General features: G+C 31.4%; 27 protein-coding genes. 3 read left to right on the forward strand and 24 right to left on the reverse strand.

What is annotated here, in order from left to right; genetic code table 11:
- Positions 1 to 151: 151 nt before the first annotated feature.
- The 12 genes from ACKC83_RS12270 to ACKC83_RS12325 form a co-directional block, all read right to left on the reverse strand.
- Positions 152 to 1,147 carry a response regulator transcription factor gene (locus ACKC83_RS12270; RefSeq protein ID WP_434035710.1) on the reverse strand — a complete coding sequence of 332 codons (996 nt, stop codon included), beginning with the start codon at positions 1,145 to 1,147 and terminating at the stop codon, positions 152 to 154.
- A 5-nt stretch (positions 1,148 to 1,152) separates the two neighbouring features.
- Positions 1,153 to 1,584: a hypothetical protein gene (locus tag ACKC83_RS12275; protein ID WP_434035711.1), complete on the reverse strand. Its 432-nt coding sequence runs from the start codon at positions 1,582 to 1,584 to the stop codon at positions 1,153 to 1,155.
- Between the two features lie 312 nt (positions 1,585 to 1,896).
- Positions 1,897 to 2,067 (reverse strand): hypothetical protein, encoded by a 171-nt coding sequence (locus tag ACKC83_RS12280; RefSeq protein ID WP_434035706.1) that lies wholly within the window; start codon positions 2,065 to 2,067, stop codon positions 1,897 to 1,899.
- Between the two features lie 141 nt (positions 2,068 to 2,208).
- The gene (locus ACKC83_RS12285; RefSeq protein ID WP_434035707.1) at positions 2,209 to 2,529 is read right to left on the reverse strand and encodes a hypothetical protein; all 321 of its coding nucleotides are present in this window, start codon (positions 2,527 to 2,529) and stop codon (positions 2,209 to 2,211) included.
- A gap of 174 nt (positions 2,530 to 2,703) precedes the next feature.
- A complete protein-coding gene (locus ACKC83_RS12290) occupies positions 2,704 to 3,018 on the reverse strand; it encodes a hypothetical protein (protein WP_434035712.1) in 315 nt (104 codons plus the stop codon).
- 362 nt (positions 3,019 to 3,380) lie between these two features.
- The gene (locus ACKC83_RS12295) at positions 3,381 to 3,929 is read right to left on the reverse strand and encodes a hypothetical protein (RefSeq protein ID WP_434035713.1); all 549 of its coding nucleotides are present in this window, start codon (positions 3,927 to 3,929) and stop codon (positions 3,381 to 3,383) included.
- A 186-nt stretch (positions 3,930 to 4,115) separates the two neighbouring features.
- Positions 4,116 to 4,538, reverse strand: a complete 423-nt coding sequence (locus ACKC83_RS12300; RefSeq protein ID WP_434035714.1) for a hypothetical protein — start codon at positions 4,536 to 4,538, stop codon at positions 4,116 to 4,118.
- A gap of 155 nt (positions 4,539 to 4,693) precedes the next feature.
- Positions 4,694 to 5,914 (reverse strand): hypothetical protein, encoded by a 1,221-nt coding sequence (locus tag ACKC83_RS12305; RefSeq protein WP_434035715.1) that lies wholly within the window; start codon positions 5,912 to 5,914, stop codon positions 4,694 to 4,696.
- A gap of 148 nt (positions 5,915 to 6,062) precedes the next feature.
- Positions 6,063 to 6,683: a hypothetical protein gene (locus ACKC83_RS12310; protein ID WP_434035716.1), complete on the reverse strand. Its 621-nt coding sequence runs from the start codon at positions 6,681 to 6,683 to the stop codon at positions 6,063 to 6,065.
- A 160-nt stretch (positions 6,684 to 6,843) separates the two neighbouring features.
- Positions 6,844 to 7,227, reverse strand: a complete 384-nt coding sequence (locus ACKC83_RS12315) for a hypothetical protein (RefSeq protein ID WP_434035717.1) — start codon at positions 7,225 to 7,227, stop codon at positions 6,844 to 6,846.
- Positions 7,228 to 7,384: 157 nt separating this feature from the next.
- On the reverse strand, positions 7,385 to 8,140 hold the full coding sequence (locus ACKC83_RS12320; RefSeq protein ID WP_434035718.1) for a hypothetical protein: 756 nt from the start codon (positions 8,138 to 8,140) through the stop codon (positions 7,385 to 7,387).
- Between the two features lie 122 nt (positions 8,141 to 8,262).
- Positions 8,263 to 8,835, reverse strand: coding sequence for a hypothetical protein (locus ACKC83_RS12325; protein WP_434035719.1), 573 nt, complete (start codon positions 8,833 to 8,835; stop codon positions 8,263 to 8,265).
- A 291-nt stretch (positions 8,836 to 9,126) separates the two neighbouring features.
- Here ACKC83_RS12325 and ACKC83_RS12330 point away from each other — a divergent pair, with 291 nt between their 5' ends.
- Entirely contained in the window at positions 9,127 to 10,704 is a 1,578-nt protein-coding gene (locus ACKC83_RS12330) for an IS1182 family transposase (RefSeq protein WP_434035705.1), read from the forward strand.
- Between the two features lie 90 nt (positions 10,705 to 10,794).
- Here ACKC83_RS12330 and ACKC83_RS12335 read toward each other — a convergent pair whose 3' ends face one another.
- From ACKC83_RS12335 to ACKC83_RS12365, 7 genes are all read right to left on the reverse strand, one after another.
- On the reverse strand, positions 10,795 to 11,778 hold the full coding sequence (locus tag ACKC83_RS12335; protein WP_434035720.1) for a hypothetical protein: 984 nt from the start codon (positions 11,776 to 11,778) through the stop codon (positions 10,795 to 10,797).
- A gap of 145 nt (positions 11,779 to 11,923) precedes the next feature.
- Complete coding sequence (locus ACKC83_RS12340) at positions 11,924 to 12,523, reverse strand: hypothetical protein (protein WP_344715237.1); 600 nt, start codon at positions 12,521 to 12,523, stop codon at positions 11,924 to 11,926.
- Between the two features lie 141 nt (positions 12,524 to 12,664).
- A complete protein-coding gene (lepB, locus tag ACKC83_RS12345; protein ID WP_434035721.1) occupies positions 12,665 to 13,348 on the reverse strand; it encodes a signal peptidase I in 684 nt (227 codons plus the stop codon).
- Between the two features lie 545 nt (positions 13,349 to 13,893).
- Entirely contained in the window at positions 13,894 to 14,550 is a 657-nt protein-coding gene (locus ACKC83_RS12350) for a hypothetical protein (RefSeq protein WP_434035722.1), read from the reverse strand.
- Between the two features lie 170 nt (positions 14,551 to 14,720).
- Positions 14,721 to 15,272, reverse strand: a complete 552-nt coding sequence (locus tag ACKC83_RS12355; protein WP_414037557.1) for a hypothetical protein — start codon at positions 15,270 to 15,272, stop codon at positions 14,721 to 14,723.
- A gap of 157 nt (positions 15,273 to 15,429) precedes the next feature.
- Complete coding sequence (locus tag ACKC83_RS12360) at positions 15,430 to 16,041, reverse strand: immunity protein Imm33 domain-containing protein (RefSeq protein WP_434035723.1); 612 nt, start codon at positions 16,039 to 16,041, stop codon at positions 15,430 to 15,432.
- A 154-nt stretch (positions 16,042 to 16,195) separates the two neighbouring features.
- Complete coding sequence (locus tag ACKC83_RS12365; RefSeq protein WP_370012460.1) at positions 16,196 to 17,335, reverse strand: DUF3800 domain-containing protein; 1,140 nt, start codon at positions 17,333 to 17,335, stop codon at positions 16,196 to 16,198.
- A 166-nt stretch (positions 17,336 to 17,501) separates the two neighbouring features.
- Here ACKC83_RS12365 and ACKC83_RS12370 point away from each other — a divergent pair, with 166 nt between their 5' ends.
- A complete protein-coding gene (locus ACKC83_RS12370; RefSeq protein ID WP_434035724.1) occupies positions 17,502 to 17,714 on the forward strand; it encodes a hypothetical protein in 213 nt (70 codons plus the stop codon).
- Here ACKC83_RS12370 and ACKC83_RS12375 read toward each other — a convergent pair.
- The gene (locus tag ACKC83_RS12375) at positions 17,686 to 17,949 is read right to left on the reverse strand and encodes a hypothetical protein (RefSeq protein WP_434035725.1); all 264 of its coding nucleotides are present in this window, start codon (positions 17,947 to 17,949) and stop codon (positions 17,686 to 17,688) included. The two genes, ACKC83_RS12370 and ACKC83_RS12375, sit on opposite strands and share 29 nt — an antisense overlap.
- 44 nt (positions 17,950 to 17,993) lie before the next feature.
- Complete coding sequence (locus tag ACKC83_RS12380; protein WP_434035726.1) at positions 17,994 to 18,449, reverse strand: hypothetical protein; 456 nt, start codon at positions 18,447 to 18,449, stop codon at positions 17,994 to 17,996.
- Positions 18,450 to 18,655: 206 nt separating this feature from the next.
- On the opposite strand from ACKC83_RS12380, the gene ACKC83_RS12385 reads away from it, so the two are divergent.
- A complete protein-coding gene (locus tag ACKC83_RS12385; RefSeq protein ID WP_434035727.1) occupies positions 18,656 to 20,233 on the forward strand; it encodes an IS1182 family transposase in 1,578 nt (525 codons plus the stop codon).
- Between the two features lie 93 nt (positions 20,234 to 20,326).
- Here ACKC83_RS12385 and ACKC83_RS12390 read toward each other — a convergent pair whose 3' ends face one another.
- From ACKC83_RS12390 to ACKC83_RS12400, 3 genes are all read right to left on the reverse strand, one after another.
- Positions 20,327 to 20,704 (reverse strand): hypothetical protein, encoded by a 378-nt coding sequence (locus ACKC83_RS12390; protein ID WP_434035728.1) that lies wholly within the window; start codon positions 20,702 to 20,704, stop codon positions 20,327 to 20,329.
- A 168-nt stretch (positions 20,705 to 20,872) separates the two neighbouring features.
- Positions 20,873 to 21,445: an RDD family protein gene (locus ACKC83_RS12395; RefSeq protein WP_434035729.1), complete on the reverse strand. Its 573-nt coding sequence runs from the start codon at positions 21,443 to 21,445 to the stop codon at positions 20,873 to 20,875.
- Between the two features lie 154 nt (positions 21,446 to 21,599).
- A complete protein-coding gene (locus ACKC83_RS12400; RefSeq protein ID WP_434035730.1) occupies positions 21,600 to 22,037 on the reverse strand; it encodes a hypothetical protein in 438 nt (145 codons plus the stop codon).
- Positions 22,038 to 22,057: the final 20 nt, after the last annotated feature.

Raw genomic sequence — 22,057 nt, forward strand, 5'->3', positions numbered from 1 at the left:
ATGACACACAACGTTGATGTGTATGGTTAGTTGCGTGGTTAAGCACCTAATTTAACAAATAAATCACAGATAGAATATTCCGCAGGAATGTTCGTAAGTCGGCAGTGACCTAGCAATTAATTATACACGGTGTTGCCACACGTTTTTTATTTTAGTCCATTATTTCTTTTCTCGATTTGACTTTTAGTTTGTTCAAAATACTACTCACATGCGATTTCACAGTACTTATTCCAATATTAAATTCATCAGAAATATCTTTATTAGTTGCTCCTTTTTTAAGCAAGTCAAATATCTTTCTTTCTTGGACACTAAGTCTTTTAATTCGGTTGTTTTTAATAAAACGTGATTTTCCTAAAACATATCCAATAATTATTAAAATAATTGAGAGAATTATATTCCTAGTTAAATTGCTTTTCGAGTTTTTTATGGGTAATTTTTTTCTAAAATCATTGAAGTAGCTATTGTCAATTTTCGACCACTTGTTTAAGTAAGATTTATAGAATTTTTCTTTAGAAATGTAGTTTGATTCAAAGTTACTTTTGTAGATAGCATAAAGTGAAATTAGCGAATTAGTGGATGAATCAGCAATATTTAACAACTCTTCGTTTAATCTATTTTCTATAAAGTTTCTTTTAGAAAGTCCACTTAAAGAAGCAATACTATCTTTCTTGAAAACCAAGCTCGTGATTTTTTGAAACTCAAAATTTTCATTTTGAGTTTCAAAAATTATATTCTTAAAAGGTGGATTAGTTGATGTGGCTTTGAATTCTAATTTAGAATATCTATTAGCAATAAAAACAAAGTAGTTTTCACTTAATCCACCTATAATAAGTGAAGTCTTAGAATCCGCCTTTTTTGAAATGTGTAAACGATAAAGTTTCTGTTCTTTGGGTAAAAAATCTATATTAAATTCAAAATAACCAATGCTATCTATTTTTGAATCTGCAATTATCATTTCGTTAGACATTGAGTGAATATCACTAAATGTTGGGATGTAAGACAAATAAATTTTTGAAGACCACGATGAATCTATCTTTATCAGCCCTTTTATTTTGCCGTTAACAGAATTTTGCCCTAATACATTGATAGAACTTAAAAACAGAAGAGCTGTTATTTTGTAAAAAATTATATTATGATTAAATTTCATTTATTTTAAAGAAATGAAGCTGTATTTATTTGAATCATTCCTTTAGCGTTTATAGGGATAATTTTTACTTTCCAATTACCAGCTTGTGGATCTATCAAAGATTTGTTTATATTACCCTGTGCACGTTCTGAATTCTCAATATTCAATTGAGTTCCAACAGAAAAAGTTCCTTGTTTTTTTTCGTTTGAATCATATATTTCTATTGTAAGTTTTCCTGAAGTTACAGATGTGTCAATCATTAATTCAAATTTTTTTGTTTGTTTCTCAATTTTTATAATAATCTCTTCATTTTTTTTATGCTCATCAAGTTGAATAGTTCTTTGAAAATTGAACCTTGTAGACTGATTAATTTCAGTTTTATTGGTTTCATTATTCTGCTTTTGAGCAAAAGTTGTTAGAGAAATTAAAAATACTAGTAAAACAGCTCTTTTTTTCATGGTTTTAAATTTAATAGTTTAACAATAAGTTTGATGCAAATCTATTATTAGGTTTCTAATAAAATAAAAAAGTCACGGTTGAAAATAGTATGATTATAGGTTGAAAAAGGTCTTTCATTCATTTGTCAATCTTTTTTAGATGAGACTAAGCCTCAAATGTGTGGCAACGTGTTTGTGTATGGTTAGTTGCGTGGTTGGGCAACTAAGTTAGTAAACTTTAACGAACCCGAGAAAATTCCGCAGGAATTTTCGCAAGTAAGGAAGAACAAAGCAATTAATTATACACGGTGTTACCTGCAGGCTTTTTCCACGTTATTCTACTCTTTCAGTTTCATTCTCTTCATCTGGTTTTCTACTCAATCTAATTCCGATAATTATCATTTGAATAATTCCAATTACCCAATAAATAGGAAATCGTAAAAAAGTATAAACAACTTCAAAACTATCCATCCATTCGCCTACAATTTGCAATTCAATTATCATTGAAACAAATGGAAGTACAAACCCAAACAATAGACTGACCAATAAACAACCTACTTTTTTTTCAAAATCTGTTTTCCAATATTTTATATTAAGGAAAATTAAAATTGCGATAATTAAATAGTCAAAATATCCTATTAACATTTATTGATTTGATTCGTGAAAATATTCATACGCATAGCCTTCTATTTCTCCGCTTAATTGATTTCCGTTTTCATCTTTCAGTTCATACATTTCTTGTATTCCGCCAATCGAAGCACAACCATCTAAACCCAAAAGGATAGTGTAAAAAACATCAGGTAAAGCTGAATTCATAACTTTTTCCATTATTACACTTTGCTCATTAGTCAGATTAAGTGATTTAATTAATTGTCCAACTTCAGTTTCGGGATTTTCAGATAAATATTCTTTCAGAAAATCCTGTTTTTCGGTATAAAATGCCTTTACTAATTCTTCTGTGTTCATCGGTTTTGTCAGCTTGCAGGTAACGTGTTTGTGTATGATTTCGTTGCGTGTTTAAGCACTAAAGTTAGCAAATAAATCACAGATAGAAAGTCCGCGAGGACTTTCGTAAGTAGGCTATAACTAGCAATGAATTTTACACGGTGTTGGCGTGTCGTTTTTTATTCTTTTCGATTGTTAATTTTCGTTTTTAAAATCTTCCACATAATTTTCTTTAGAACTCAGAAATTCACTTACTGAAACATATCGTATTTCAACATTTTCCATTTCGGTTTTTATTTGTTTCCGAATACTGTCGTTATTTGACTTCAATAAGATAAATTTTCCATTTTCAATTCTGTAACGAATTGTAACAAATTGTCCAATATCAATGTCCTTATTTTCTGAATAATCTTTTCTATTGTTTTCTGAAATAATTGTTCGAGCGTGTTCTCCTTTTAATCCCCAAATCCACGATTTTAAATATATATTATTATCATTACCGAGTTCCACTTTTTTTATTTTCCACAATTCGTTATCCGATATGCAAGAAGTCAGAAGTAAGATGACAAAAAATAATCTAATTATATATTTCACTTAATTTTCTCGATTTAAATTTAGTTTATAATCAGTTGAATTTTTGTTTTTCGTACAGTTTCTCAAATGCACGCCAACGGATTTGTATATGAAACGTAGTGCAGAAAATAGGCAGTTTCGTTTCGGTTAAGCACAAGCCGAATTTTTAAATTTTTCTAATTATCTTTCTTTTCTCAATTAGCCAAATTTAAAAATTTGGCGACCTCGCAAAAATGCCCGAACCTGCGTGTTAGCAACGACTCGCACTATGTTTTATATACGTTGTTCTACACCGTTTTTTATCCGCTGTTGTTAGTTTTAAACGTTCTCAAACATTGGATTAATATAGCCATATTTTTCTTTAATTCATCAGTTTGAGATGCTGAAGCAGTCAAATTGTAAAACACTCCTTTAGTTTCGCTTTCTACAACGAAACTTATGGTTTCAATTTCGCCGTAAGTTCCAGTATCCGATTTTGTGTGCAGAAAATAAGCGTCTTGATTTAGCAAATCAGTTTTGCCTGTTTCAACAACTTCCGCATCCCAATTCGTTTCCAACAATTCGAGATAATATTCAAATTCAGATTTTAAATTCGTTTTGTTTCCAAAACTTTTAATTTTCTGCACTGAAAGTAAATCGACAAAACCATCATTGTCAGGATTTGAACCTGCGTCAATTCCCAACAAGATATTTTCGTTTTCGTAGTTTTCTACTTTCCATACCCAATTAATCGGAATAGAGAATGAAAAGTCGCCATTCGGATATTCAATTTTTTGTTTAGCAACTTTTACGGGATAATTTGCGTAATTATTCAGCGTGTTTTGTGGATTTGAACAGGAAGCTGTCAAAATCAGAAATATTAATGCTATGACGAATGTTTTTTTCAAATGGTGTAGAACGTTTATGTATATGGAAAGTTGCGTGTTTGAGTGCGAGGATTTTCCGAAGGAAAATCAGATGCAAGCAAACAAAGCAACTAACATTGGTTTAGCATAAAACTAGCAATTTTTTATATACTGTGTTGTATGCAGTTTTTATTTTATTCGGTTGAGTATTATGAAATCATAATCTGTAAAATTTTCAGGTCTAATTCCATTTGAGCCTCTAGCAAACATTATTCGGTCATTTTCTAAAACATCTATTATACAAGGCCAAACTAGTTGTCTTTCGGTTTCCAATTCCGTGAATATGAGGTCAACCGTAATGGGTGACTTTTTATAATCAACTTTATAAGTCAAACTGAATTTTTTTCCGTCTTTTACGAATTCTTTTCCGCCTAATAAGTCAGTTCCAAACTTAATATATGCATAGCCTTCTTTGTCAAATGTAAAATATCCAACTTCATCTTTATCCGTTCCTTCCCATTCTCCGACTAATTTAAATTCAGAATTGAATTCAAATCCATTAAATGAGATTAATGAAAGACTAATTGCTAATGTTAATATCAGTTTATTCATAGTGCTTGGTCAAATTGCATACAACGGTCTCGTATAAGAATAGTTGCGTGGTTAAGTATCTAATTTAGTAAACAAAAACGTGCCAGAGGAAAATCCTCTGGATTTTCCGAGTAAGGAATGACCAAGCAATTATTTTTATAGATTGTTAGCAATAGTTATTTTACTTTTTGTTCGAATTTAACAGACATAGTTCCATTGGTTGCTACAATCTCATAAGTTCCATTTTTAAGTGCTAAATTACAATAGTCGGTTTTATATTCAATTTCTATAACATCAATTGGAATTGAAGCATTTAAATTTTCTCCTTTATTATAAGCAAATATCATAATAGGAAAATCCAAATTTAAATTAGAAATATTAATAGCCACATTATTATTCCCGTTTTCAAATAACCAATTTGGTCTATTACTAATGTATTTTGTTAATGGATGAAAAACAACAATATCAATCCATCTGTCATTATTTTTATAAGCAAAGGGGTTTGAGTTTTTATCAAGAAGAATGGAAGGATGCTTAAAGTCAAAAGATTGAACAAAAATATTGCTATAGTCAAAAGTACTTTTTTCAGAGTAAAAAACTTGGTCAATCGTTAGCGGATTAATTCCAGTCAATTTGTGTAATCTTCCAGCTAATGATAAGCCACCAAAAAAACTAACATTTCCTTCAATAGCGTGGCCTGAACCACAATGGATGAGATTCTTTTCAGATGGTTTTTCTTTAATTATTTTATAGATATTGTTCGCTTGGTCTATTTCTCTTTTAGCCCCTCCTTCATTACCAGTTGTTTCATATGGATAAATTGTGTATCCAATTTCTTTAGCTGTTCTTATCAAATTTCCGAATTGTGGGTTTTTAGTGTAATAACCTGAATTTTGGATTGGGTATTTTCTGGAATTTAGCAAAGAGTCTTTTTTATCACCATTTGTGAGGGCTTCAAGAAACAAGTTTTTGTAACCATTATTAAATAATTCTTTTAGCAAAGATTCTGTGAATACTCTGTGAGATGCGTTATGGTGAGATTCATTTATAATAACAATTTTGTTCTCTTTGGATTGATTAAGTATGTAATCTTTTGCTTTTGCAGTTTCATAAAGATTTTTAATTGAATCAAATTGAAACTGGTTATAACCAATAATTTTTGGAGTAAATTCTAAATCCCAATATTTTAATGCATTTTTATGGTCAGTTTTAAAGGAGTACTCTGTTGCGTAACTTTGAAAGTCAGGTTCTAAAGCGTCTTTTTTAGATTCACTTTCTATTTCGGCTTTAAACTTATATTTATTGTTGAATGCAATATCTTTTTTTTCATTTCTTATAGATTTACAAGAAATAAAAAATAAGATAATTGTTACAAAATATATTGTTTTGTTCGCCATAATTATTGCTAACGTTGATGTATATGGTTTGTTGCGTGTTTCAAGCACCTAATTTAGTAAATAATTACCGACCAAGAAAGTCCGCGAGGACTTTCGCTAGTAAGCAATAAGCCAGCAATAAATTATATACGATGTTGCCAACAGTAATTTATTCAAATTTAATTTCAAATAATAAATAATGTTTTATTCCAAATTTTTCTCCCCATTTTTCAATTTCCTTTCCACTTGTTCCGACTTCACACCACGATTTAGAACCATCTTCTCTTTCGTATGGAAGAATATACGCTAACAAGTAAAATTTCTCATTATAAGCGATTTCTAAATTACTTTCCTCTGCAATATTTCTCAGACTATATTCATCTGTTTCAATTGCGTCATATTGTTTTGTTATTGAAAATCTTGGAAATTTAAAAGTCATTTTCAATTTATTTTTATGAGTTAGTTTCGAAATTACCTTTAAATTCAAAATAGTATCATTTACATTTTCAAATTGTTTTATTCCAATTGTTTTACTATTGAAGACTGTTGTGTCTCTGACTATTTTTCCGTCCCAAATTTCCTTAACTGTTAGATGATAACTTTTATTTTTTAATTCTTTTCCAATGAATTTCAATTTCAAATATTCGATTCCTTCAAATTGTAGAATATCTCTAATTTCAGAATTATTAGAAGAGTAGTCCGAAATCATTTTCAATCCGTCGTTTGAATTTTGTCCGAACGAAATATTAGTGAAATAAACACAAATTAAAAGTAGAATTCCTTTTTTCATAATTTTTATTTTTTATTGTTGGCAACGGTCTCGTATAACCGTCAGTTACGGGTTAATATGCTTTAATTTTCGGTTTAGCACGGACGTTAGCAATTCCGAGTGGATTCGGACGTAGTCGAATCCGCCGTAATTGCGGTTATACATTGTTGTAAACAGTTTTTTATTCAGTTCTGCTTTCAAATTCAGTTAATTTTTGTCTTATTGACTTTCCTTCTTCATAACTCACACGTAATTTATTCAGTCCAATAATAGATTTTTCATTTTGGTCAGTTATTTCTAATGAGGATTTCACACCGTTATATATCAACGACTCATTTCCGTTTAACTTTTTTTCAAGTTGAATTTTGTTCCGCACTATTAGTAAAATTCTTTTTTCAGTTAGAATTAATGAATCAAGTTTTTTTCTTGTCAAGAAATATATAGCAGAAATCAACGAAACAGTATTGTTTAATATCGATTCAAAAAAAGACTGTTCAGATTCCTTTTCTAATAGGATAATTCCAGATTCAGATTTCAGAATGTTATTAATTTCTTTTTTCGTCATTTATGCTCTAAATTGTTTACAACGGTCTGGTATAAGATTAGTTGCGTGGTTAAGCAACGAATTTAGCAAATACAAACCGAATAGAAAATCCGCGAGGATTTTCGTAAGCAGGCTCGTACCAAGCAATTAATTTTATACGTTGTTGGCAAATCGTTTTTTATTCTATTATAGTCTGAAATCCAAATAGACCTCTTTCGGAATGTCCCATAATTTCAATTTTAACTCCATTCGGTTCAAGCCTTCCCACAACAATTTTATTTTCTTTGTAATCAAGTCGTGAGCTTCTTAATAAATTAAAAAAATGACCTGCGATATTTACTGTTGATTGGGTAATTGGCAAAATATAATCCCTTAAACTTACTACTCCTTTCGTCATTCCGTTAATTTTCAGTTCCTTTCCAGATACCACATAAAAATTATCTCCGCTTAAAGAATAAGAAGAGTGAAAAAATGAATTCCTTAAAGGACTTGAATAAAGACTTCTTATAGTCTCAATTAGTAATTCAAATCCTGCTTTTTTAGACAGACTTTCCAATTTGTCAAGTTTATTTGAAGGATTAAGTTCTCTGGCTAATGTTGGTGAATTATATAACATAACTCCATATCTTTCTCCAAGACATATTCTCAACATATTACCTAACATATTATAAAATTCATCCATTTCGAAAATATGGCAATAAAGTAAAAGCAAAAGTCTAATCTGTTCGTGCTTATTTTCAGATTTTTCAATCAATTCTACCATTTGGAAAAATAAATCTTTGCTTTCGTGAATGTGACTTAATGCTCTGGCATCTCCCATTCCATTAAAATTTATTAGAGCACAGACGTATTCAAATTCGTCTTTTTTCTTCGCAGTTTTAAAAAGTCTTTCAACTTCTTCTGTGAAAATTTCATATGGTAGTTTCTCTGTCATTCAAATGTTTGCCAACGTGTTTGTATATGGTTTGTTGCGTGGTTTAGCACGTAATTTAGCAAATAAAAACCGAATAGAAAATCCGCGAGGATTTTCGTAAGGAGGCTAGAACTAGCAATAAATTATATACGTTGTTGTAACACGTTTTTTATTCCGCTAAATATTGTACTCAACTCTATTTCTCTCTTTTCAATTCCGTCCATTTTGTCAATTTTCTGTCCGAATATTTTGTTCCAAAAACCTCTCTTTGTGAAGTTATAAGAATAACTGAAGTCAGGATGAGATTCCGTATTATAAAGTTTGGATTTCAGAATTATGTTGTTTTTCACAAATTGAACTTCTTTTCCTTTTAATCCACTTTCGAGAATAGAGAGAATTCCATTCCGATTCTGTTCATTAAATTCCAATGCTGGACTTCCGTAACTTTTATCGTCTTCACTAAAATCGTGTTGATAAAAGTATTCTCCTTCCACATATTTATTATATCCTGGAACTGTCGGATTGAAAATTTGCAAATAGATTAATAAATTGTCTTTTAAATATCCAACTTTTATTTCAGTCAGAGAACTTTGTTCGGTTGATTTGAACGTTTCAATTTCCGCATCTCCTTTAAATTCAGTTTTTGGATTTTCGAATTTTCCGCTTCCGATTAAAACTCGGTTAATAAACTCTTTCCAATGTTTGAATTCCTGCATTTTCTTGATTTGGTCAAATGTGTTACAACGGTCTCGTATATGAAAAGTAGCGCTGAAAATAAGCTGTTACTTTTCGGATTAAACACAAGCCGAATTTTTAAATTTTATTATTTATTTTATTTTTGGGAAATTGTCAAATTTAAAAATTTGGCGACTTCTAAAAAAAAATGCTCTAACCTTAGTGTTAGCCACAACTCGCGCTATTTTTTATATACATTGTGCCTGTTGCACAAGTTAAGAAAAAAGTAGTAATGCAATTGCTTAAAAAATGAACGTTTCTTATCTTTATGTATGCAGGGAAAAAAGACATATCAAGAGAAACTATTCAATCAATTTAGACTTAGCGAACGTGTGCCAGAAGACAATTTCTACCGGCGGCTTCATACAGCTATAGATCTTAATTTTCTTTATAAAACCACTCAAAAGTTCTATGGATCAAGCGGACAAAAAAGCATCGATCCCATTGTATTTTTTAAACTTTGTTTAGTGGGATATTTAGAAAATATAACTAGCCATCGCAAGCTTATTGCACATTGTAGCATGCGTTTGGATATACTGTATTTTTTAGGTTATGATATAGACGAAGAATTACCGTGGCACTCTACCATTAGCCGTACACGACAATTATTTCCGGAAGACGTTTTTGAATCTGTTTTTATAAAGGTTTTTGAACTATGTGTATCCGCAGGTATGGTCGCTGGACACACGCAAACAATAGATTCTGCTCCTGTAAAAGCCAATGCTTCCATGGATACTTTAGAACTTAAAGTTCCTGAAGAAGATTTAGAGAATCACCTGCGCCATATTCGTAACATTAGCAATCGAGATAAGCACACCCCTTTAAGGCAATCTAAAGAAAATAAAGCAGATAAAAATCAGCAAACTTTATCTGCATCTCACAAGGAATTACAAGCTATAAAAAGCCGTAATACCAAATGGGCAAAAGATCAAGATGCTCGCCCAGGAGCCGGCGCTAAAGGCAGTCGCTACACGAGTAATAAAACACATTATAGCCCCACCGATCCCGATGCGCGTATTAGTGTAAAACCCGGCAAAGCAAGAAAACTTAATTACCTCAGTCAGCTTACTGTAGATACTGCAAACCATGTTATAAGCGATATAAAAGCGTACCATGCAGACGGTAAAGACAGTCAGCATTTACCAGATATTGTTAAGCGTGTAAAACAACGGCTTTGGAAATCACAACTTGTTTGGGAAAATTGTGTAGCCGACACAGGCTATAGTAGTGGTGAGAATTATGCTTTTCTAGAAGCTATAGGTTTAAAAAGTTTTATACCCGCTCATGGCACTTATAAAGGTGGTCCAGATGGATTTACTTATGATAAAGACAAGGATCATTACACCTGTTCAAAGGGTAAAACCATACCGTTTAAGAAGGTATTTATTGAAAAAAAGAATCACACCAAAAAGAAGGAATATCGCGGGTCAAAACAGCTGTGTATAGACTGCCCGATTCGCATAACATGTCTTGGGAAATCAGCCCAAGAAAAGAAATTTACAGTTACCTATTATCGTGAGGAATACCAACGTAATATAGCTCGAGTAAACAGTAATCAAGGGCGTTACATGAAAGGAAAACGGCAAAGCACCGTAGAACCCGTATTTGGAACCCTGACACAGTTTATGGGGTTAAATAAGGTTAATACTATTGGTGTAAAACAAGCCAATAAATGCATGCAACTCTCAGCTATTGCTTACAATCTCAAAAAATACATGAAATTTATTGAAAAACGTACTAAAAGTGATGCAGGAGCACTTGCACTTTATTTTAATCTAAAAAACACCTTTTATAAAGCTATTAATACGCTTTTAAGACCTTGTAAATCACCTAAAATATTAACTGTATAAAAATAGAAACCGTCTCTAAAGACGGTTTTTAATTAAAGGTGTACTATTTATTTTGGGCTTGTGCAACGATTACCATTGTTGCCCACAGTATTATTTGCCCAAATTTCTGTTTAATACAATTGGTTGGATTCGGGCAATTTTGTCTTTATCATCAAATATAATTTTCAATAATTCCTTTGCTGGTTCTGAAATATCTTCTTTGTACTTAAAATCTAGTATTGTGAAAACCTTTCCATCAAGTCCGACTTGAATTCCGCTATAAATTAATTCTGTGTCCTTTTTAAAATCCCAATTCTCGATTAGAGTATTTAATTGTTTATCCGTGACATTTTCGATAATTAAAGTTGATAAAAACGTTTTGGATTTGGTTAAGTTCTTATTGCCTAAACTTTCAATAAAATTAGATGAAATTAATTTTAAATTATCAAGTCTTTGCTCACTCAATTTAGGTTCAATTTTCTTTTCCTTTTTCGTATTTGTAATGTATAATCTAATCCTATGAGTAGGTGCAGTTGTAACCATTCCTCGTTTTTCGTAAAAGTTTGAAATAGTCGTAAACATTTCTATTTCCAAACTATCATTTGGTTTCCAAATGTTTGTTTTACTTACGCCTTTTCGCATTTCAACTTTTGACAAATCAGATAAGCTACCCTCTGTTTCTGGTTTGCCATATATCTTGGTAATTTCCTTTTCGATTTGAAGTGATTTTTTCCTTAATGCTCTCTGAAAACTTAAAGGTTTTTGACTTTCGAGATTGCCTGTATTCTTGTAAAAACTTTCATCCCAATCGTATCTGATGTATGACATTGTAGAATCAGTTTTTTTAAAAAAATAGTTAGCTCTTAAATTAGGTATTATCTTTTCTTTCCGAATGAAAACAACTGGTTGTGCATCTCCAGTAAAAGATATATTATTTGAAATGTTTTCTTTTCTTTCACTACCCAATCTTTCTTCAAGTTTAATGTAATCATCGAGTGAAGTATTGTGAATGTCAAATATAAATTCTTGTCCGAAAACAGAAATTCCGACTAATAGAAATCCAAGTGTGATTGTAATTCTCAATGTTTTTTTCATATTGTGGGCAACGTGTTTGTATATGGTTTGTTGCGTGGTTTAAGCAACTAATTTAGCAAATAAAAACCGAATAGAAAATCCGCGAGGATTTTCGTAAGTAGGCTAGAACTAGCAATAAATTATATACGGTGTTGCCCACAGTATTTTATTCCGTTTTCAAATATTTTTCGATTTCCGATTTCTTTTTTAAGTCAATTACTTCTTCACTTGCAAAATCTACCATTATCATATCATATTTTTCTCCGATAGCATTTAATCCATCAGCGATTTTCGTTTTTTGTATGTTTTTCCAATCGTAAGTTGAAAACCAAATATGTTCTATTTTGTTATTTTCTCCATCATAGAATATTGCACTTGAGTGACTTCCAAACGCTTTGGTTTTAGAATTTTCTATAATCTGAGGTTCTCCAATTCCAGCATAAGTCAGTTTTGGGTATTTTTTAATTCCGACAGAGTTTAATAATTCCACAAAATCATTTTCGTTAATTTCGAGTTGTTTAGTTTCAATTGGTTTTTCTTTAATCGCTGTAATTTCTGAAAATCCATTTCCGTCAGAATGTTTTTCCGCAAACTCCGATATTCTTCCAGTTTCATTTAGAGCATATTCCAAATTTTTAGAAGACATTATTTCAACCATTAAATAATCGTCTTCCCAAAGAAGCATCGAATTTTCATCCGATGAATTTTTTTGAGAGCAACTAATTCCAAATAGTGCTAAAATTCCCATTATTAACGGTTTTTTCATATTGTGGGCAACGTGTTTGTGTATGATTTCGTTGCGAGTTTTAGCAACTAATTTAGCAAATACAAACCGAATAGAAAATCCGCTAGGATTTTCGTAAGTAGGCGAGTACTAGCAATGAATTATACACGGTGTTGTAAAACGTTATTTTATTATTACAGTTCCAACAATGTCCGACTTGTCTATCAGTCCAACAAATCTCGAATCTTCTGATATATCTCTATTGTCTCCTAAAACAAAAACTTTATTAGTTGGAATTTTTAGAGGTCCGAAATTATCTAAATTCCAATTTTGATTATAAATCTCTTGAACTATCGAGTTGTAGTCCATTTTATTTACTGTTCTGCGCCTAAATTCAAAGTTGTTTTTTTGAGCATAATTATCGGAAAGTAAAATCATTATCGAGTCCTTTTTTTCTCCAACTCTTGAAATAAAAGTCACGTCAGGATTTGTTTCAGGTTTGATTTTATGATATTCACTTTCTGTCAAAGTATAGAAATGCATAAAATCAGTTCCTTTATCAACATTTTTTCCGTTAATGAATAATGTTCCGTTTTTGATTTCCACAATGTCATTTTCCATTCCACAAAGTCTATGGACTCTGATATGATTTCCTAACATTCCGTTTTGATTTTTGTAACAAACAAAGTCTCCATTTTTCGGTTCAGTTAGGTTCGAAGCGACCATTTTAGAATTCAATTCCAAAGTTGGTAAATTCGATGTAGTCGGATTATTATAAACTGTGAAAATTCCAGTCCAACTCAATAAATGATATATCACGAATAAAATTCCGAGAAGGATTAATGTTATTTTCAGAGGTTTCTTCATAATGTTTTACAACGTCTCATGTATGGAAAGTGCGTGTTTGCGCGTGAGGATTTTCCGTAGGAAAATCAGCAGTAAGTAAACAAAGCACTGACCTTTAGATTATGCTCTAAATTAAGCATTTTTTATACATATTGTTAGCGGGCGTTTTATATTTAAAGATATTTATTGCGCAATACTATCCCATAACAAAAGTCATTCCGCCGTAAGAGTTTCGAAATGCTTGGTGATCCGCTGGGAAATATTGGGTAGGAGTGAGGTCAGTCATACGCAACAGTTGCGCATCGTTTGGATCCGATATTTGTTTTAAATTTTAATCGTAAAAAACTGATTGATTTTAAGGTTTTAAACCACTTTTGAGTTGATTTAATTGTTTGTTTTGAGCAGAGTGAGCAATGGCCGCTAACGGTTTTGTGTATGGTTAGTTGCGTGGTTTAGCAACTAATTTAGTAAACAAAAACTTGCCAGAGAAAATTCCGAAGGAATTTTCCAAATAAGCACTTGCCAAAGCAATTAATTATACACGTTGTTGGCAAATCGTTTTTTCTTTAAGGTATTAATATCAAACGTTGTTTTAGCTTTTCGTTTCCAAAAACCCAAACAATTAAATATGCACCAGCTCCATCACTATTCCATTGATGAACGATATAATCGTCTTTGTTTTTATTAATTGTAAACTTATTGTCACATTCAAAAATATCTTCATAAAGCATATTCGGAATGTCAATAGTTTTTCCATTTAGAGTAGCGTTAATTCCACTAACTTCAGTTTTCGGAATATTGCCATCAGTTCCGTAAATCCGACGACCATTTATTTTAGTCAGCCATTTTCCATCGTAGTCACAGATTTTGTTTTCAAGACTGAATTTTTTTAACTCGTAATTGAACGAAAATTCAGTTCCTTTATAAACATCCAAATTCTCAATCGGACATAAACGACTTTTATGAATATATCCAGTAAAAGAATAGTCTTCGTCGCATTCTAATTGGTATTTGTTTTTAGAGATATAAACAGTTATCCAATCAGATTTAGTTTCTTGATAGCCGAAAATTTCGGAATCTTTTAGTTTGTATATGATTTCAGAATCAGAATTCGGCAGTTTTCTCACGTTGGTGAATCCATCATTATCTTTTATAACTGCAATTTGTCCGTAATTCAGATTACTAAAAAATAGGATTGTAATGATTATCAAAAAGTTCTTCATTTTCTTAAGATGCAGTTTTTCTAAATGTTTGCCAACGGTTACGTATATGGAAAGTTGCGTGTTTGTGTGCGAGGATTTTCCGAAGGAAAATCAGAAGCTAGCAAACAAAGCAACTAACATTGGTTAAGCACAAAATAGCAATTTTATATATACTATGTTGTGTGTAGTTTTTATTTTAATTCAGTTTTTACTTTCTTTTCTAAACGCTCTAATGTTTTTATGTTATAAATAGAGTCATTATAACTTAACCATTCCTTTTTAAAATCAGAATAATAACGTCTGTGCATTTTGTCAAAATCGGATGGGTTTAGTTTTTTTACGCTCAATTTTATGAAACTATCAACTTCTTTTTCCATTCTACGTCTATAGGTTTCAAGCAAATCAAATTTAATTTGTGCAACCCTTAAATCTCTTTGGTCAGTAGTGTCTGATATTGTTGCTTTGACTGGGTCAAAAACTGTATGAGACCTAAATAAAATCGGGTCGTTTACATTAAATCTAGAGTGAAGTCCAATTCTAGCATCGAGGTCTTTTAATTCAGGGTCAGTAGTAAAATTAAAGTCGGAATATTTAAGTTTATTGTTTTCTGTCCAAACAATTTTGTCCTTAAGAGTCAAGTATTCCGAAAAATCATAATAATAGCTCATAAAAAATAATCGGAATATTATAAATCCAAAGATTATTGTGGAGATTATTAATATAATTTTTCTTTTTCTATTCATGTTCTCAAATTACACACAACGGTTTTGTGTATGGTTAGTTGCGTGTTTCAGCAACTAATTTAGTAAACAAAAACGAACGCGGGAAAATTCCGAAGGAATTTTCCAAATAGGCAACGACCAAAGCAATTAATTATACACGTTGTTGTACACCGTTTTTTTATTCAGTTATTATTAGTTTTTCGTCAAACCAAACATCTTCATATTCCTTTTTGTCAATTAAGAAACGATATCCAACGTCAAGTCCGAAATATTTAATTAATTCAGGTCGAATTTGAAGCAAATGTTCCGCACACATTGGTTGGAAAAAATCTTCAGATTCCGAATATTCTCCTGTCCATATGTACCAACCAGTTGTTCCTTTTCCTTCTGGATGTCTTAATCCATGAATTGGGTCAGCATTTAAGTCCGAACCGATTCCAACTTTCAGTTTTTTATTTATCGGATTCCATTTAGACTCGTATTTTTCACAAATCTTCTTTTGTCGGTCGATGTGTACATTCCACAAATTATAATCCGCTAATAAATTCTCGTCCGTTGCCAATTGGTGTTTCCAAAGGCAAATGTTAGTTTTTGTTATTGGAAAATTGATTTCTGGACTATCCCATTGATAAATTATATCAGAGATTACATCATCGTCCCAATCAAAATGTTCTTCTGTGATTAAATTCCACGCATAATCCTCAAAATCCTTTTCTTGGATTTCTCCATTTAGATATTGGTCGCATTTAGCGATTAAATCAGAGCGTGATATTTTAATTTCTTGGTTCAATTTAGTTTGTTTCGCAAATGGTGTACAACGTGTTTGTATATGGTTTGTTGCGTGGTTTAAGCACTAAATTTAGCAAATAAAAACCGAATAGAAAATCCGCGAGGATTTTCGTAAGTAGGCTATAACTAGCAATAAATTATATACGGTGTTGTGCCTAGTTATTTAGCATTTCTTTCAGTTCTTTAAAATCTGGATTATCTAATAAATCTAATTCATTTCCAGATGCTAATTTTATTGCGTTTCTCATTTGCTTAATTCGGTTAGCCATTGGTAAAATAATTCGGTTTCCGTGTTTTATAAATGAATATAAATCCTTTTCGGAAGTTGGTATTTTGTAACCTTTTGGACTAGATGAGATTAAAATTCCTTTATCTCTTAAATTTCCAACAACTTTAGACCTAAAATACTCTTCTTTTAAAGGTTTTTCTCTACTTTGATTTAAGTGATTAAATATCTCTTTTGTTGAAATGTATCTTGATTTATAATAAACCCTTTGATATAAAAGTAGTAGTTTTAAGAAGTTTATTTGATCAATTTTCTGTTGGTCATTTCCACTTTCTTTTTCTATAAAATCATTAATTCTCAAATGACTTACTTCTGCAATTAAAGGATTAAATGTATTGTCAGTATTAGATTCTACAAAATCTGAAAAATTATAATCTTTTGGGAAGAAGTTTAAATCACTTACTATTGGTTTTATTAATGTTTTGAATTCTTCACTATATTCTGAAATTTTGGTTTCGTCATAAATATATCCAAGTGTTCCTGCGATTAAATCTGCTATCTGTATTAAATTACTCTGTTTACTATTTTCAATTCCAAATTGAGAACCCGAAAACAAAGTTTTTTGATGATGTTTATTTACATAAGCTTTAAACTCCAACATATAATCGTTTCCTCCGTGTTCATCCACGTACAATTCCAATTGAGGAAAAGTTCGGAATAATTCCTTGTATAAAAGATTATTTAAATATTTATAAAATGATTTTTTATAACTAAATCCTTTCCCTTTTAATTTTCTTTTATCTACGATTACTGCGTAAACTGATAAATCTAAATTAATTACGTCAGATAATACTCTTATTCTCCTTTTATGGTTTTTTGAAATACCACTTGATTTAATTTCTCCAGTTTGGAAATTGTGTTTTTTTCGTATTTCGTCTACTGAATTTTCAAGTTCCGTGACTTTGTCTGAATTACAAATTACAGTAGCAACAATAAAGTGACTTCCTTGAGTTGAAAATTGGAAAGAATTATTTCCATATTCATCTGCAAAAGCTGTAATTTTATTCATTTCCGGCAGTTTTTTTTAATTAGGCACAACGGCTTAGGCTATGATTAGTTGCGTATTGATAAGATTTAATATTCGATTAGTAATAGCTGATGTAAAGAAACAGTAATTAATGTGCTGCATAGTGTAGCAATTAATTATAGCCATTGTTGTAAACAGTTTTTTTACTATGCCAGATTTAATAGATGAACTTCCTGTTAAGGAAAAAAATTACTTATTCTATATAAGTCAGCAGTTAAATGACATTAAAGAGATTCAAGGGCTTTGTCAGCGTGTATTAAAGCGTGCAAAAAAGCTAGAAAATTCAGGTCAACCGACAAAAATTTGCCTTGTAGAAGCGATGAACGATGCACTTAAGGAAGAGCTTTCAAGAAAGACATAGATAATCTATGTATCTTCTCTAATTCGTCCTTTGTTTTGTACATTGATACATTGCCAATTTTAATATTGTAAAACAAATCGTAATTAGACTCGTTTAAGAATTTTATAAGTTGTTCTTTGGATTCAACATACTCGAATATACTCATGGTTGGTATTTTTTCCATGCCATTAACAGTTGTGTTGTTTTCGTTTAATTTTGATTCAATTCGTTTTAAATCTTTTTTGGTTATTTTCATAATTACTGTTTAATACACTTGGGTTTTATTTGTATTTAATATGATTAATCGTGATAATTTTTGGTCTGTAATGTGTCATTTTGCGACTTTTTTATGGTTGTGTTGTATGATTTATTCGTTTCATTTAATGGTGAAAGTTGATTTTTTAAGTCAAGAAAATCATTCTTTAAAGTCTGAAATTCAGAATTTGAAGGAGAAAGAACAAAACCACTTAATAGACCTAAAACACCAAAAATAATGAAAAGAGACAGGTATATCTTTTGGTAAAGAGACAAGTTAGGTCTAAGGCTTTCCATATAAAGCAATCCTTTATATTTTATTAAAGCCATTTGTTTTTCTCCATTTCTGGTGAAATAATCTATATGACCCGATTCTCTCATTTGTTTTAATACACGGTGTGATTCTGTTTGGTTTTTAAAAAGATTTGTTATGTCAACATATTCACCGTTGTCATTCGCAGATAGTCTTTTTAATACCTTATATTCTAAGTTCTTTTTCATTAAATTGTTTACAACGTATTTGTGTATGGTTAGTTGCGTTGACAGGAACTAAGTTAGCAAAAGAAAACGAACCAGAGGAAAATCCGTAGGATTTTCCGAGTATGCACAGACTGAGCAATTAATTATACACATTGTGCCTGTTGCACAAGTTAAGAAAAAAGCTTTAATGCGATTGTATAAAAAAGTCAGATTTCTTATCTTTATGTATGCAGGGAAAAAAGACATATCAAGAGAAACTATTCAATCAGTTTAGGCTTAGCGAACGTGTGCCAGAAGACAATTTCTACCGGCGGCTTCATACAGCTATAGATCTTAATTTTCTTTATAAAACCACTCAAAAGTTCTATGGATCAAGCGGACAAAAAAGCATCGATCCCATTGTGTTTTTTAAACTTTGTTTAGTGGGATATTTAGAAAATATAACTAGTCATCGCAAGCTTATTGCACATTGTAGCATGCGTTTGGATATACTGTATTTTTTAGGTTATGATATAGACGAAGAATTACCGTGGCACTCTACCATTAGCCGTACACGACAATTATTTGCGGAAGACGTTTTTGAATCTGTTTTTATAAAGGTTTTTGAACTATGTGTATCCGCAGGTATGGTCGCTGGACACACGCAAACAATAGATTCTGCTCCTGTAAAAGCCAATGCTTCCATGGATACTTTAGAACTTAAAGTTCCTGAAGAAGATTTAGAGAATCACCTGCGCCATATTCGTAACATTAGCAATCGAGATAAGCACACCCCTTTAAGGCAATCTAAAGAAAACAAAGCAGATAAAAATCAGCAAACTTTATCTGCATCTCACAAGGAATTACAAGCTATAAAAAGCCGTAATACCAAATGGGCAAAAGATCAAGATGCTCGCCCAGGAGCCGGCGCTAAAGGCAGTCGCTACACGAGTAATACAACACATTATAGCCCCACCGATCCCGATGCGCGTATTAGTGTAAAACCCGGCAAAGCAAGAAAACTTAATTACCTCAGTCAGCTTACTGTAGATACTGCAAACCATGTTATAAGCGATATAAAAGCGTACCATGCAGACGGTAAAGACAGTCAGCATTTACCAGATATTGTTAAGCGTGTAAAACAACGGCTTTGGAAATCACAACTTGTTTGGGAAAATTGTGTAGCCGACACAGGCTATAGTAGTGGTGAGAATTATGCTTTTCTAGAAGCTATAGGTTTAAAAAGTTTTATACCCGCTCATGGCACTTATAAAGGTGGTCCAGATGGATTTACTTATGATAAAGACAAGGATCATTACACCTGTTCAAAGGGTAAAACCATACCGTTTAAGAAGGTATTTATTGAAAAAAAGAATCACACCAAAAAGAAGGAATATCGCGGGTCAAAACAGCTGTGTATAGACTGCCCGATTCGCATAACATGTCTTGGGAAATCAGCCCAAGAAAAGAAATTTACAGTTACCTATTATCGTGAGGAATACCAACGTAATATAGCTCGAGTAAACAGTAATCAAGGGCGTTACATGAAAGGAAAACGGCAAAGCACCGTAGAACCCGTATTTGGAACCCTGACACAGTTTATGGGGTTAAATAAGGTTAATACTATTGGTGTAAAACAAGCCAATAAATGCATGCAACTCTCAGCTATTGCTTACAATCTCAAAAAATACATGAAATTTATTGAAAAACGTACTAAAAGTGATGCAGGAGCACTTGCACTTTATTTTAATCTAAAAAACACCTTTTATAAAGCTATTAATACGCTTTTAAGACCTTGTAAATCACCTAAAATATTAACTGTATAAAAATAGAAACCGTCTCTAAAGACGGTTTTTAATTAAAGGTGTACTATTTATTTTGGGCTTGTGCAACGATTACCATTGTTAGCCACTGGTTTTTTATTCAATATAGTCGTTCACGTCATCTTCAGGAATCCATTCTTTCATTTCTGGCAAAACTCTTTTTTGCATAAAGTCAAAAAAATCCGAGTGTTCAGATTCGATAATATTCCAACCTTTCACATTTGTCCCGAATGAAGGATGAAAGACAATTATATTTTCCGTTACTTTTCCGTTCACAATTTCAAATCCGACAAACGTGTCCATATCTTGTCTGCGTCCAAAAGTCAGAACTTCACGATTTTGTTCGCACTCAATTTTAAATCGTTCATTAATTGACGAATTCGGATTAATTTCCGTTTCGAAATTCCACGGAATGAATTGAGTCAAATTCAGTTTTGCAAACCAATTATATGAGTTTGGTATTTCGTAATTCATTTTAGACTTCTGTTTTTCAACTTGTGGCTAACATGTTTGTGTATGGTTAGTTGCGTGTTTCAGCAACTAATTTAGTAAACAAAAACGAACGCGAGAAAATTCCGAAGGAATTTTCCAAATAAGCAACGACCAAAGCAATTAATTATACACGGTGTTGGCAAATCGTTTTTAATTCATATTCGGCATTAATAAACTCAATCCATAAAAGTAAATTACTCCAATAATTATAATTCCGATTAGATTTAATTTAAGAGTTTTGCTTTTAAGGTCAGTCCAAATAGTTTTTAATTTTTCTTTTTCAGAAACGACAACCTTGGTATTAGCTAAAAAATCGCCAATTCTCCTTTCTGGATTTATTAACCCGACGATAACTTCTAATGGCCAAGCAACAGCAATTGTCAAATTCCGCACAAAGCATTTTAATTCAGATGCTGGTTTTTCAGTTTTCCGATTAATTACTTGATATCCCAAAATCCGTTTTGCAGGACTTTTGGCATTAAAAAAATCTTTGTTGAGATAGATAAACATCATAAAAAAGAAAATCACAGAGAAAGTACCGTTTCCAAATTCTAATATTCTATTTGCTTTTAAAATCATTAGAATAATCATTGGTGGAACTATAACAATTGTCATAATTATGTGGTCCAATAACATACTTGCAATTCGATGAAATCTTGAATTGATTCCAGCAAGTTTATTAACTTCTTTGTTTAAAACTCCTTTGTATTCGGTTTCGTTCATCTAATGTTTGCCAACGGTTTTGTGTATGGTTAGTTGCGTGTTTCAGCAACTAATTTAGTAAACAAAAACGAACGCGAGAAAATTCCGAAGGAATTTTCCAAATAAGCACTTGCCAAAGCAATTAATTATACACGTTGTTGGCAAATCGGTTTTTTTATCCGAACAATAGTTTCGCTCGTTCATTTCCGATTTTATTTAATTCAGATTCAGTTTGTTTATAATTCAATTCGTTAAACATCGTTTTTAATTCAGTCATACTATTTTCAAACAATTCACTTTCTTGCTCTAAATTCAGCCGTTTTGATAAATCAGATTTTCCAAACTTTGGTTTTTCTAATTCTGTTTTATTTCTCCGATTTAAATATGCGTTTATTAAGTCAAAGTCATAAAAATTTTCAGATTTGAGTGAGGAAATCCGAGTTTCAATTATTCCTCTGTCATTTGCAATGTCAAAATTCAGCCAACTATTTTTAAAGCGATAAATTCCACCCATTCCGCTAATATCAGATTCAGTCAATTCAAATCCGTTCTTATTCAGAATTCCGATATAATATTTGTTCAAATTATTATCTAAATATTCTTTAATTCCCATTTTCTCGTTCTGGTTGCGTT

It is taken from the genome of Formosa bonchosmolovskayae (assembly GCF_051016085.1).
Taxonomy (GTDB): domain Bacteria; phylum Bacteroidota; class Bacteroidia; order Flavobacteriales; family Flavobacteriaceae; genus Formosa.